Source organism: Demequina sp. (genome assembly GCF_047975725.1).
GTDB lineage: Bacteria > Actinomycetota > Actinomycetes > Actinomycetales > Demequinaceae > Demequina.
Map to the genome: position 1 here is coordinate 204,983 of NZ_JBKEED010000020.1, position 12,745 is coordinate 217,727.

At 67.6% G+C, this 12,745-nt stretch carries 13 protein-coding genes; 7 read left to right on the plus strand and 6 right to left on the minus strand.

Annotation, left to right across the window (positions count from 1 at the left end; genetic code table 11):
* Positions 1 to 124: 124 nt before the first annotated feature.
* Together ACK5NO_RS07270 and ACK5NO_RS07275 are read left to right on the plus strand one after the other, a co-directional pair.
* The gene (locus ACK5NO_RS07270) at positions 125 to 688 is read left to right on the plus strand and encodes a GNAT family N-acetyltransferase (protein WP_416811992.1); all 564 of its coding nucleotides are present in this window, start codon (positions 125 to 127) and stop codon (positions 686 to 688) included.
* A 28-nt stretch (positions 689 to 716) separates the two neighbouring features.
* Complete coding sequence (locus tag ACK5NO_RS07275; RefSeq protein ID WP_416811993.1) at positions 717 to 1,073, plus strand: zinc ribbon domain-containing protein YjdM; 357 nt, start codon at positions 717 to 719, stop codon at positions 1,071 to 1,073.
* A gap of 17 nt (positions 1,074 to 1,090) precedes the next feature.
* On the opposite strand, the gene ACK5NO_RS07280 is transcribed toward ACK5NO_RS07275, so the two are convergent.
* The gene (locus tag ACK5NO_RS07280; RefSeq protein ID WP_416811994.1) at positions 1,091 to 2,023 is read right to left on the minus strand and encodes a pseudouridine synthase; all 933 of its coding nucleotides are present in this window, start codon (positions 2,021 to 2,023) and stop codon (positions 1,091 to 1,093) included.
* Between the two features lie 338 nt (positions 2,024 to 2,361).
* Between ACK5NO_RS07280 and ACK5NO_RS07285 the strand changes: the two genes are divergently transcribed.
* Positions 2,362 to 2,751 (plus strand): DUF2510 domain-containing protein, encoded by a 390-nt coding sequence (locus ACK5NO_RS07285; protein ID WP_416811995.1) that lies wholly within the window; start codon positions 2,362 to 2,364, stop codon positions 2,749 to 2,751.
* A 38-nt stretch (positions 2,752 to 2,789) separates the two neighbouring features.
* Positions 2,790 to 3,353 carry a hypothetical protein gene (locus tag ACK5NO_RS07290; RefSeq protein ID WP_416811996.1) on the plus strand — a complete coding sequence of 188 codons (564 nt, stop codon included), beginning with the start codon at positions 2,790 to 2,792 and terminating at the stop codon, positions 3,351 to 3,353.
* Positions 3,354 to 3,360: 7 nt separating this feature from the next.
* On the opposite strand, the gene ACK5NO_RS07295 is transcribed toward ACK5NO_RS07290, so the two are convergent.
* From ACK5NO_RS07295 to ACK5NO_RS07310, 4 genes are all read right to left on the minus strand, one after another.
* Positions 3,361 to 3,789, minus strand: coding sequence for an iron chaperone (locus tag ACK5NO_RS07295; protein ID WP_416811997.1), 429 nt, complete (start codon positions 3,787 to 3,789; stop codon positions 3,361 to 3,363).
* Positions 3,790 to 4,095: 306 nt separating this feature from the next.
* Entirely contained in the window at positions 4,096 to 4,314 is a 219-nt protein-coding gene (locus tag ACK5NO_RS07300) for an SCO4848 family membrane protein (RefSeq protein ID WP_416811998.1), read from the minus strand.
* A gap of 223 nt (positions 4,315 to 4,537) precedes the next feature.
* A complete protein-coding gene (locus ACK5NO_RS07305) occupies positions 4,538 to 4,876 on the minus strand; it encodes a DUF952 domain-containing protein (RefSeq protein ID WP_416811999.1) in 339 nt (112 codons plus the stop codon).
* Positions 4,873 to 5,424, minus strand: coding sequence for a CGNR zinc finger domain-containing protein (locus tag ACK5NO_RS07310; protein WP_416812000.1), 552 nt, complete (start codon positions 5,422 to 5,424; stop codon positions 4,873 to 4,875). Before ACK5NO_RS07310 ends, ACK5NO_RS07305 begins: the two co-directional genes overlap by 4 nt.
* Positions 5,425 to 5,462: 38 nt before the next feature.
* Between ACK5NO_RS07310 and ACK5NO_RS07315 the strand changes: the two genes are divergently transcribed.
* Positions 5,463 to 6,482: an EamA family transporter gene (locus ACK5NO_RS07315; protein WP_416812001.1), complete on the plus strand. Its 1,020-nt coding sequence runs from the start codon at positions 5,463 to 5,465 to the stop codon at positions 6,480 to 6,482.
* A 502-nt stretch (positions 6,483 to 6,984) separates the two neighbouring features.
* Positions 6,985 to 9,834 carry a LuxR C-terminal-related transcriptional regulator gene (locus tag ACK5NO_RS07320; RefSeq protein WP_416812002.1) on the plus strand — a complete coding sequence of 950 codons (2,850 nt, stop codon included), beginning with the start codon at positions 6,985 to 6,987 and terminating at the stop codon, positions 9,832 to 9,834.
* Between the two features lie 324 nt (positions 9,835 to 10,158).
* On the opposite strand, the gene ACK5NO_RS07325 is transcribed toward ACK5NO_RS07320, so the two are convergent.
* Positions 10,159 to 10,512, minus strand: a complete 354-nt coding sequence (locus ACK5NO_RS07325) for a glycine zipper domain-containing protein (RefSeq protein ID WP_416812003.1) — start codon at positions 10,510 to 10,512, stop codon at positions 10,159 to 10,161.
* Between ACK5NO_RS07325 and ACK5NO_RS07330 the strand changes: the two genes are divergently transcribed.
* The gene (locus ACK5NO_RS07330) at positions 10,511 to 12,697 is read left to right on the plus strand and encodes a glycosyl hydrolase family 18 protein (protein ID WP_416812004.1); all 2,187 of its coding nucleotides are present in this window, start codon (positions 10,511 to 10,513) and stop codon (positions 12,695 to 12,697) included. The genes ACK5NO_RS07325 and ACK5NO_RS07330 overlap by 2 nt on opposite strands.
* Positions 12,698 to 12,745: the final 48 nt, after the last annotated feature.

The following is a 12,745-nucleotide window of genomic DNA, read 5'->3' on the forward strand; positions in this document are numbered from 1 at the left end:
ACGGAACGTGGTGGAGTTCCGTCTCAACGTCTAGCGAGGGCGCTTGACCGGCGCCGCAGGTGACCCCACGACGCGACGAGACCGCCCCACTGCAAACTGAAGGTGTCGCGCGATACTGGTGCGCGTGTATCGGTCGATGTCGCAGGGCGCGGTCACCGACCGCCTGCGGCTACGCCGCATGGGGTTGGCGGATAGCGCGGCCCTGCGAGACTTGTGGCTGGAGCGTGACCCGCGAGTTCCGGCATGGCGTCGGATCGACGCGGACGGGCGCCCGACCGTCATGGAGTTCAACGACTTGATCGCGTCCGAGTTGGCCGAGGCTGACCGGACGGGCTTGTTGAAGTGGGCGATCGAACGCCGGGGCGTGCCGGGCCTCATCGGCTACTGCGGTCTGAGGGCGAGTGCTGTGAACTCACATGAGCCTGAGCTCGTCTTCGAGGTCAGTCGCGTCTGGCAGGGGCAGGGCTTTGCGACGGAGTCGGCCAGGGCCGTCCTTGGCGCTGCTCGGGAGGCTGGGCGGACCCGCGTCTGGGCCTCCGTCCGGGAGTGGAACGCCCCTTCGTTCCGGGTGTTGTCGAAGTTGGGCTTCACCGACAGTGGCCGGCGGGACCTCGATCCCGATCACGGCGATTCCGTGTGGATGACAATTGACCTTGGTGGTCAAGTGCGCGATATGACACGTTCCTAGGCGCGGAACGTGGGAGAGGTCTGTTTCCATGTCTGAGACTGTTCCTGCATGCCCCGAGTGCGCGGAGGAGTACGCCTATGTGCAGGGCGCACTCTTCGTGTGCCCCATGTGTGGCCACGAGTGGTCGGCTGAGGCCCAGGAAGCCACTGCGGTGGGTGACACGCTCGTGCGGGACGCCGTGGGTAACGTGCTTGAAGACGGTGACGCGGTCACGATCGTCAAGGACCTCAAAGTCTCCGGCGGGGGCGGCTCGTCGCTGAAGGCCGGCACGAAGGTCAAAGGTATCCGTCTCCTGGCCGAGCCGGTCAATGGGCACGACATCGACGCGACGGTTCCGGGATTTGGCCGGATGCAGTTGAAGTCGTCGGTCGTCAAGAAGGCGTAGGCCGCCGGCCGGCGACGCTACTGCCGCACGGACGGCGCCGTAGGCCACTCCAGCGCTCGGCCGCTGACATACTCCCGCGCAGTCCCGTCGACAGGGTCGGTGAAGCGCAGTTCCTTCGCGACGAGCCGCAACGGCGCACTGAAGTCGTCCGGCGCGACGTCGAGCATTGTCGGGTAGAGCGGGTCGCCCACCAAAGGCAGGCCCAGCGACGCCATGTGTAGCCGCAACTGATGCGTCTTGCCGGTCAGTGGGGTGAGACGGTAGCGCGCCCACGGGCCATGAACCTCCGCGACCTCCACGAGCGTTTCGGCATTCGGCTCGCCCGGAACGATCTGCGCCTGAAGGCTCCCGCGGTGTTTCTCGATCCGGTTCACCACTCGCCGAGGAAGCTCCATGTTGGGCTCGAACGGCGCGATCGCCTCGTAGACCTTGCTCGCTCCCCGGTCCTGGAATACGAGCGCGTACGCACCCCGATGCTCGCGCCGGGTAGTGAAGACGAGCACGCCTGCGGTCAAGCGGTCGAGCCGATGCGCGGGGGTCAGCTCCGGCAGCCCCAGGGACACGCGCAACTTCACCAGCGCCGTCTCCTGCACGTGTGCGCCGCGCGGGGTGGTCGCCATGAAGTGCGGCTTGTCGGCCACGACCAGACGGTCGCTATGCTCCAGCACCTCGAGCGGAAAGGGGACCGGGGGCTCGGGAAGTAGCGGGCGGTGAAACCACACGAAGGCGTGAGGACGATAGGCCTCGTCGCCCCGCCACGGGTGACCGCGGTCGTCAACAAACTCCCCGGCCCCCAGCATCCGATCCACCTGCGCCCGCGCGGGCAGACGCTCCATGAGGAAGTCGCGCATCGTGGGCCATTCGCGGGCACCGGGCGCATCGGTGCGGGGCGTGCGCAACCACGCGGCGTCGAGGCCGTGTCGCTGTGGCAGCGGCGAACGGGGAGGCATCAGGCCGATGCGGGGGCTGGGATCGAGGGCACGTCCAGCATCGTACGGACCTCGGTAGGTGTCGACGCACCGACGACGTCACGGCCCCATCCTCTAGCGTGGGCGCCATGCCTCGACTCGTCCTGATGTGCGGCCTGGCCGGATCCGGCAAGTCCACGGTGGCGCGTGCCCTCGAGCGGCGGGGTGCTATGAGACAGCCATGCGAGAGCCGCGCTTCTCGCACCTCCAGGTCCATCGGCTCCGCACCAGAGGTGAGGTGAGGCGCTTCCTGGCCTCCGCGTCCGCGCAGCGATAGCATGTGCGCGCCGGGCATTCCGGCCACAGAGCGAGGGGGAACTATGGCGAACGCCGAGCCAGGTTGGTACGACGACGGATCCGGCCGCGAGCGGTGGTGGGATGGTCAGACCTGGACCGACTCCTTTCGGGACAAGGCGCCTGAGGGCGGTGGGATCGCTGGCATGGTGAGCCGGGCGCAGGCCGATGCCAACGCTGGCGCGCAGCCGCGACCCGGCGCGGCAGGCTCTGCCTACGTCGTGCTCCAGGTCGTGCTCAAGGAAAAGATGTGGGGCTCTGGCTCCAACAACCTTGTCGAGCTCGAGGGCGTGATCAATCGTCAGGCCGCGCTCGGGTACCGCCTGCACACCATCACGACCTCATCGTCGGGCTCCCAAGGATTTGGTGGCGGCGACCGTATTCAGGCGACCATGGTCTTCGAGCGGCTCGCCTAAGAATGTCATCACAGCAGGACCAAAGTGAAGGCCAGAATATGCTGACCCCCACGTTGGTCGTGCGGTTTACCGACGAGGGAAAGACGCGATTCTCCTCGACAGTTCCGGCGTTGGTGCGCACGAGCGCCCGTTTCACCATCATTCTTGGCGTGGTGTTGGGGGCAATGTTCTCGCTGCCGTTCGTGATGTGGGTGGCTGGCAGGCAGTCCGGCATGTCGGCGGCGGTGCCCGGGTGGCAGGTGGCGCTCCTGGTGGCGGCGCCCGTCGCCATCGCGGGCGGTCTGGTCGCCGTGGGGGTGCGGCGCTACAGAACTGTGCCCGACACCCCGGACCTCGCCGTCACCATTACCCCGGGCGCGGTGGTTTTCCCTGCGATGCCGCTGCCGGGCGTGAGGGGAATCCAGCGTGAGGCGACGGAGTTCCCTCGTGCCTGGACCACCGCGCGTGAACTGGCAGTCAAGCCCGGTCAGGCCGCCGTTGTCGAGTTCGTCGAGGAGCCGCCCCAGGGCAAGCGCCGGGTGCGACGGCAGGCAACGCAGTTTCTCGACGCGTCGGCCGAGCAGATTGTGGCCGCCGTGAACGCCGACGGCCCGTCACGCTGACCTCCCGCTAGCCCCGTCCCACGGCACGCCTGACGAGCGCGCTGACGACCTTTTCCTGCTCCGGTCCGAGCGACACGAGGGCAAACGAGGCGGGCCACATGGCCCCGTCATCAAGCGCCGCGACGTCCTGGAATCCAAAAGTGCAGTAGCGAGACTCGTACTTGGATCCCGCCTGGAAAAAGCACAGGACCTTCCCGTCGAGCGTCCACGCGGGCATCCCGTACCAGGTGCGGGGCTCCAGCTCGGGGGCGGCGTCCATGACGAGCGAATGCAGCCGCTCGGCTATCACGCGCTCCTCGTCGGGCATCTGAGCGATCTTGCTGAGCAAGTCCGCGAGTGCGTCAGCCTTCTTCTTGCCGCCCTTCTCGGCACGCAGCTCCTCCGCGCGCTCCTTCATCGCGGCCTTTTCGACTTCGGACCATCCGCTACCGGACATGGGCACTCCCCTCGTCGTTGACGTCACCCACGCTAGCGCGCGGGCATGCCGGGCGCCCGGCATGCGTCGGTACCCAGGCAACGACCAGTATCGACAAGGAGCCACGGTGGCCATCGGGCGAGCACGAACCCACGCAGGGCAAGCGACGGACAACACGAGCCAGAGCGGATGGCGCTCGTGCTCTACCCGGCCGCAAACGCATCGGCCGTGCAGACGGGGGCTACCCGCTTGCGGACGCGACAATGCTCGCCTTCTCCGTGGCCCTGTACGTGATCTTCAAGGCCAAGAAGTGGATGTGAGCGGCGCTTAGCCGGTGACGAGGCCCGCGATGCCTGCGATGGCAGAGGCCCCGGCGAGCACGAGCGCGACGGTGACCAGCGCCAGGTGCACCGTGTAGAAGCGCGTGCGCTTGCCGTCAGCGTCGGTGGCGCGCGGGTCGACGGATACGCGCTTGAGGAACCGCGGCCACACCACGGCGTTGTACACGGCATTCACGAGGAGCAGGCTGCTCAGCAGGATGATCACGGCGGCACTGTATCGCGCTCGGCGGGAAGGAGTGGCCTCGATCGCCATGGGCGAGAGGCCGGCCTGCGGTGCGGCCGCCGTTGCATGATCCGGGGTGATGAGCCCCGGCGGCCGCACGCGCTTGCGTGGGTGGGACCTAGGTCCCACACCAGGATAGCGCCTCTAGGACAAAAGTCCCACCGCTCGTTGCGAGTTTTTCTGCAGGGCCGATGCGCGAGCGGCTCTACGCGCCCGGCGCGTCTTCCGTACGGATCGCCCAGGCCGGCCGCAATGGGGCATAGACGTGGGGGAACAGCTCGGTGCCGCCCGACGTGTTCTCGAAGCGCACCTCGACGCCGTCGGCCTCGATCAGGGCCACGGACAGGACGAGGACGGTGAGGTCGGCGCGGTCGACTCCCTCGTAGTGGCGCGCGAGCACGCCCGCGAGTTGGGGTGCGGTGGAGCAGTGGACAAAGCCCTCGTCCGTGACTGTCATGCCGCGGCCGGACACGTCGTACGGCTTGCCGGCGAGCGCATCGGCCCACTGGTCGCGGAAGGCAAGGTGCAGGATCTCGTCTCTCACGCCGTCTCAAGCTCCTCGGCCTCGGCCTGGCGCGCGCGGAACGCCGCCTGAGAGGCGCGGTTGGTGCACGTGACCGAGCAGTACTTGCGCGAGCGGTTGCGGGACAGGTCGATCACCACGCCCGCGCAGTCCTCCATCTCGCAGCGCCCGAATCGCTGGAACTCGTCGGCGCGGATCACGTCGATGATCGCCATGGCGGTCTCGACCAGGATGCGCTCGGCGTAGGGGCGATCGTCGCTTGCGGCGTGGATGTGCCAGTCGCGCTCGTCGTGGCGGACCACCTGGGGAAGTGCCTGCTTCTCGGCAAGGATCTCGTTGACCAGTGGCACCGCATCGTTGCGGGTGGCCTTGAACAAGCCCCTGAGGCGGCTGCGAATCTCGCGCACCTCGCGCAGGTCCCGGGCGAGGGGGCGTGGACCCGAGTACCTAAAGGTGTCGAAGAAGTTCACCAGGTCGTCAAAAGTGGTGAGCGTGTCGGGGTCCAGCTCCGAGTTCGCCAGGAACGCGGCGGCCTCAAGCGCCTCGACCGTGTCATGTGCGAAAACCATTTTGACACATTACCAAATGACCTCTACTGTCATGAGTCATGGCCGTATTGACTCATGACGCGAGGGTTACGCGTCGTGTCCCGGAGAGCCGTCTGACGTCGGGTTTGGCGTTCGCTGCGCTCTCTGCGGCTTCCTTTGGAGTGTCGGGCTCGCTCGGTCGTGGGCTGCTCGATGCTGGCTGGACTCCCGGTGCCGCCACTCTCGCGCGCGTGGCGATTGCTGCGCTCGTGTTGACGGTGCCTGGAGTCCTCGCGATGCGGGGTCGATGGCACCTGCTGCGCAAAGGCTGGGGAGTCGTGGTTGCCTACGGAGTTTTCGCGGTTGCAGGTGCGCAACTGTGCTACTTCTTCGCGGTCGGGTATCTCGATGTGTCCATCGCACTGCTCATCGAGTACCTGGCCCCGGTAGCCGTCGTTCTATGGATGTGGCTACGCCACGGGAACCGCCCCACGCGGCTGACCGTGGCGGGCGCATTCATTGCTGCCGCTGGACTGGCCTTGCTGCTCGATGTGCTCGGCGGTGGCGGCAGCATCAACGTCGTGGGTGTGGCCTGGGCTCTCGCGGCCATGGTGGGCGCCTCGGTGTATTTCGTTATTGGCAGTGACGAGTCGAACGGGCTGCCCCCGATCGCGCTTGCCTCGGGCGGACTCCTGGTCGCGCTCGTCGTGCTGGGTGGTGCGGCCCTGACCGGTGTGCTGCCGATCGCCTGGACCGCCGCGACCGTTCACTTCGTGTCGTTCACGGCGCCCTGGTGGGCCGTGGCCCTGGTGCTGGGTGTCATCTCTGCTGCGACGGCCTATGTGGCCGGTATCGCCGCGACTCGCCGCCTTGGCGCCCGACTGGGCTCCTTCGTCGCCCTGAGCGAGGTGCTCGCGGCGACCATCTTCGCGTGGATCCTGCTGGGCCAGGTCCCGCTGCCCATCCAGGTGGGCGGCGCACTGCTCGTCGTCGCCGGTGTGGTGGTCGTCAAACTGGGCGAACGGCCGGCCGAGACCGTCGCGGCCTCCATCGCGGAGCCGCCGGCCATCACGGATCCTCCCGCTCCCGTCCCCATCTGAGCGGCACAGCTGTGCGGCGGTGAGCCGATGCCTCCCCCTCCTTGCGCATCGGTTCCCGCCGCATCGTGCGTGGACGGCACACTTCAAGACACGCACATGACGAGGGGGACGGCATCGCTGCTGTCGCCCTCGTCATGTGGGCTCTTCGGTCTCATGTGGATTCTGAGCGACTGTTTTCGTGCCCTTACCGCTTGGGGTGCGCGGGTGGCGAACGCCTGTCAACGGCATCTGGACAGGGCTAGGGTCACGCCGCAGTCACGTGTCGGCAACGGTTCTCTCTCGGGATTGGGATCGAATCGATCCGAGGGCGTAGCGTGCACGGCACGTACGCAAAGGAGCGGACCCCCCCTCCTGAGCGTGCCCCCCGTGAGGGGCGTGGCAGCGCCCCAAACGACCGTGAATCGGTAGCAATGTCCGCATTGCTACTCTTTGGTCTCATGCGGGTTTAGCAGGGTGGATGGAAGGGGTCCCGATGGCGGCGACGGCGCAATCACGCGTGTCAGTGAGTGCCGCCAGCGTCCCCGACGTCGACGCGCTGGTCCGTCATCGTGCTCGCGAAGAAGAGATTGCTAGGGCCCTGCACCGCGTGCGCTCCGGCCACGGTGCGATCGTGTGGCACGGAGAGCCGGGCATGGGCTCGAGCAGCCTGCTCGATGCGGTCGCAGAGTCGTTGCGACTCAGGCGTGACCGCACGTCGGTGCTCGTCAGGGTCGCGCCGGCCCGCCCGGGCCATGAGCGCACCCCCGCATCGTTGGTCTTGGCGCTCCTCGAGTCTCTTGGAGCCGCACCGCGCCAGGCGCCCACCGGCGGCCACGACGACCTCGAGGCGCAGTTGATCGGGGCGCTCGCTGGACGCACGCTCGCCGTGGTGGCCGACGACATTGATGCGCTCGAGCCTGGCGTGGCTGACTTCCTGCTCGACTTGGCCACCGGGGAAGGAGGGGTGGCCCTCATCGCCTCGGCATCGGGGGCTCTCGATGACCTGCGGCTCCCGTACGGCGTGGACGTCCGAGAATTGGAGCCGATGCGCCGGGACGATGCGCTCGTAGTTCTCGCCAAGGCGGGGTGCGGCCCCGTCGCGCCGCACGTCGCCGAGCGCCTCGTTGACCGCCTGGCAGGCAACCCCGCTTGCATGATCCAGACGGCGCGCCTGCTCACCGCTGAGCACCTCTCGGGTGGGGCCGTACTTCCGGATCCTCTGCCGCTCGGAAGCGCGACTGCGGCGGTGCTCGCGCCAGCCGTCGCGGCCCTCACCAGCGAGGACCTTCGGATTCTGCTCATCGCTTCTGCGATGGTGGTCGACCGTGTCGAGATTCTGGCTGACGCCTGCGAGGTCGGGATCGCCCGGCTCACGAGCGAACCGATCGCGGCCCATCTGGTCTTGACAGCTGGACGATTCCGCTTTGTCGACCAGCGCCTGCGCACCCTGGTGCACGCGGAGGCATCGTTGACGCAGCGCACTGCCGCGCACGTGGCGATTCAACGCGCACACGCGGCTGCCGGGGACGATGACCTCGCAACGTGGCACCGTGCGCTTCACTCGCTCGAGGGTGACCCCACCGTGGTCGAGCCGCTGCTGGCGCTGTCGGTTCGACACCTGCGTCATGGCGACTGTGAGTGGGCGTATGCCGTGGCCCGGGAAGCCGTGGGACACGCATCCGGTCCCGCGAGACTCGCCGCAATCGAGGCTGCAGGCGTCGCCGCGATGCTCGCCGGGCACATGGACGATGCTGCCCACTGGCTTCCGCACGTCGCCAGAGGCGGTGATCTCGCCGCACGGGCGCGCACGTTGCTGGCCGTGACGATGACGCAGACCATGGTCGACGGCCGCATCCCGGACGAGCTCATTGAGAGGACGGTCGCGGACGCGCTCCACGAGGCGGCTCCTCCTCGCGGTTCCAGAGCCATGCGTCGTGATGTCGCACGCGGCCTCGCCGCTGCTGCGTGCCTGCATATCGAGCGAGGTGCACCCAGCGACGCGCGTCGCATGGCAGACCTTGCCGCGAGAGTGTCGCAGGGCGCGGGGTGTGAAGGCGTACCCGCGCTCGCCCGCACCTGGCTCGCCCTGTGCTCCTCAGGCACGGGCAGCGGTGACGAGTTGCCCATGCACCCGAGCCACGCCGACGATGAGACGCTGATCGCCATCGCGCGGGGCGTGGACCTGATGGCGCGTGACCAGTGTGCGACGGCTGCGCGCCTGCTTGCGTCGACTGCCGCCGACCTGGCACCCATGAGGTCGACCCGGTCCTGGTTCGACGGGCCGGAGCGTGCAGCGACCCCCCTCGTGGAAGCCCACCTTCGCGTGGTGCAGGCACTCGTGGAGTTCCGCGCGGGGGATTTGGTGCGGGCGCGTGCGACCTTGCATCTGGCCTGCGGGGTGCTTCCAGTGGGCTACGTGCTGGCGGGGCTCGGCATCACCTTGGGACGCAGGCTTGACCTGCTGTGCAACGGCGAGGTCTCTCCCACGTTCGAGGCGCTCGAGACCACCTCAGTGTGTCGCTCCCTCGCGCCCGTGCGCCAAGGCAAGTTGGTCGATCGCGCGCTCGCGGCCGCTCTCGCCGGCGAGTTTGTCCACGCCGCCGCCGTGCTCGAACTGGTCGCCGAGCGAGAGGCTACCGACACGGCAGCGGCCCTCGGCGTGCCGGGACTCGACGCCGCAGAAGCCTGGGCGATGGCCGGACGCGAGCGCGACGCTGCAAACGCGGCTGAGAAGGTCAAGGAACGGGGTGGCGTGATGACCCCCGCGGCGCGAGTGCTCGCGCGCGCCCGCGCCGCGCTTGCCGTCACGAATGCTGACGAGTTGTGGGACCGCGTGGTGGCCGCCAACGAGGCCGCCCTCGCCCACGAGTCCCCCTACGAACAAGCCCGTACCGAACTGAGTATTGCGCGTGCGCTCGCGCGGCACGGTGAGCGCGAACGAGCAGATACCCACTACCTCGCGGCCGTCGACCTCTTTGAGCAGGCTGGTGCGACGTCGTGGACGACGGCGGTACGTGCCGAGGCCGACGCGGTCAACACCTCGGTTGGACAAGCCGCGTCCGGTGCGCTTCACGACCGGGAGGATGCCACGAGCGTGCCCGCCGAGCATGAGGCAGACTCTGCCCAGCTTTCCGCCGTGTTGTCTGAGACAGACCTGAGCACGGAGCAGTTGAGGGCCCTTGGATGGGACGAGCCTCTCACCGCCCGCGAGCGGGAGGTGGCATCCCTCGTCGTCCAGGGACTGTCCAACCGCGAGGTGGCCCGAGAGCTCTACATGTCGATCCGGACTGTCGAGGTCCACCTGGGCCGGGTTTACCGCAAGTTGGGCCTGCGCTCACGCGTCGAACTGGTGATGTTCGCGCATCGGTCCTAGCCCGCCGCACTACGTACGGGTATCTACGTACGTAGGGGTTTGTCAGGAAAGTTAACAATGTGGTGAACCCCAATGTCGCCCAGGCGGGCATCTCCGTAGCGTGAGTGGACGTCACTGTCCCCCTTGATGGCCTGCACATTGCTGTGTAGGCGGAACGCGAGGAAACCCCCTGATGGCAACTCTCAACCTTCGTGCACGCAAGGGGGTAGCCGCGAGCGCGGCGACCGCCTTGATGGGCACCATGCTCGCAGCCGTCGCGGTCACCGCGACGGCCACCGGGGCGGCCGCTGCCGACTGCGCGCCCGCCTGGGAATCGACTGGCGACTACCGCGCGGGAAGTGTCGTTTCGCGCGACGGCCAGAACTGGAAGTCCAAGTGGTGGCCTGGTAGCTGGGATGTCCCCGGCGCCTCACCGTGGAACGCCTGGGAGTCCCAGGGCGCGTGCGGTTCCATCGACCCCACCCCCGAGCCGACGACCGAGCCCACGACGGAACCGACCACGGAACCGACGACCGAGCCCACGACCGAGCCGACCACGGACCCGACGACCGAGCCCAAGACCGAGCCGACGACCGAGCCCACCACGGAGCCCACCACCGAGCCGACGACCGAGCCCACCACGGAGCCGACACCCGACCCCGACGCCAACCCAGACGAGGTGTGTCGTCCGGACGGCATGGCGCAGACCCCCGGTGTCAACACGCCCTACTGCGACGTGTACGACACCGACGGCCGCGAGATTCTGCCCAACGACCTCGACCGCCGCATCATCGGCTACTTCACGTCATGGCGTACCGGCAAGAACGGTCAGCCGTCCTACCTCGCCAACGACATCCCGTGGGACCAGATCTCGCACATCAACTACGCGTTCGCGCACATCGACGACGACTGGAAGGTCTCCGTCAACGCTGATGTCGCCGGAAACGCCGCCACTGACATGACGTGGCCTGGCGTCGCGGGAGCCGAGATGGACCCGACCCTGCCCTACGACGGCTACTTCAACCTGCTGTCCAAGTACAAGAAGGCCAACCCCGGCGTCAAGGTGATCCCTGCCGTGGGTGGCTGGGCAGAGACCGGCGGTTACTTCGACGCCAACGGTGACCGCGTGGCCAACGGTGGCTTCTACACGCTCACTGACTCGCAGGCGCGCATCGACACCTTCGCTGACTCGGTCGTGGACTTTGTCCGCGAGTACGGGTTCGACGGCATCGACATCGACTACGAATACCCCACCTCCAACGGCCAGGCGGGCAACCCGGACGACTTCTCGTTCTCGGACGCCCGCAGGGGCAAGCTGTTCGACGGCTACGTGGACCTCATGAAGACGCTGCGCGAGAAGCTCGACGCGGCCGGCGCTGAGGACGGCGAGTACTACATGCTCACCGCCGCGGTGCCCTCGTCCGGCTGGCTGCTGCGTGGCATGGAAGTCAACCAGGTCACCCAGTACCTCGACTACGTCAACATGATGACCTACGACCTCCACGGTGCGTGGAACGAGTACGTCGGCGGTAACGGCGCACTGTTCGACGACGGCAAGGACCCCGAGCTGTCCGCTGCGGGCGTGTACGGCGCCTACAAGGGCATCGGCTACCTCAACGGTGACTGGTCGTCCGCCTACTGGCGTGGCGCCATGCAGGGTGGACGCGTGAACCTCGGTGTGCCGTTCTACACTCGCGGATTCCAGAGCGTCAACGGCGGTGAGAACGGCATGGGCGGTACGGCCAAGGCCCCGGCCGGCTTCAACTGCCCCGCAGGCACCAACAACAAGTGCGGCTACGGTGCTGAAGGCCTCGACAACCTCTGGTACGACACCGACCCCAGCGGCCTTGCCATCCCGGCGGGCGTGAACCCCATCTGGCACGCGCTGAACCTGGAGAACGGCGTGACCGGTGACTACGTCGCCTCCTACGGCGTGACCGACACCCTCGAGGGTGACTACGTGCGCTACTTCGACACCGTCACCAAGAACGAGTGGTGGTGGAACGCCCAGACCAGGACGTTCCTGTCGGGTGACTCGACCGAGGCCATCCAGGCCAAGGCCGACTATGTGGCCGACACCGGACTCGGCGGAATGATGATCTGGGAGTTCGCAGGCGACTTCGACTACAACACGTCGAAGGGCCAGTACGAGATGGGCGACACCCTCGTGGGCATCATGCACGAGACCCTCTCGACGGCCACGCCTTACGGCGCCACCAAGGCCAACGCCGACCGCGTGATGCCCACGCAGGCGCTGGACATCGCGATCGACTACACCGAGTTCGCCTTGGGCGACAACAACTACCCGATCGCACCCAAGGTGGTCTTCACCAACAACGGCACGGTGGACATCCCCGCCGGCTCGAAGATCTCCTTCCAGTACGCCACCACTGACACCGGTGAGATGAGCGACTGGAGCGGGTTCGGCACCACCACCATCTCCAAGGGGCACACCGGTGACAACATCGGCGGACTCGACGGAGACTTCCACACCGCTCAGTTCACGGTGCCCACAGGTGGCATCCCCGCGAACGGCGGCGAGATCGTCAACAACCTCAAGTGGACGCTGCCTGTCGCGCAGTTCTCCAACGTGATCGTGACGATCGATGGCGTGGACTACTCCACGACGTACGACCACCTGCGCGGCGCGACGGTGGTCGACGAGGTCAGCACCGGCAACGGCGATGGCACCGGCAACGGCGATGGAAACGGCACCGGCACGGGAACCTGTGCGGCCCCTGCCTGGGACGCCACGACCATCTACCGCGGCGGCGAGCGCGTCAGCTACAACGGCGCAGAGTTCACCGCTCGGTACTACATCACGGGTACGGCACCCTCGACCACCGACCCGTGGGGTCCGTGGAGCCACGTCGCTACCTGCTGACACCCGGTGGCGGGGCCCCAGCGCCGGCCCCCCCCCACCCCCCCCCCC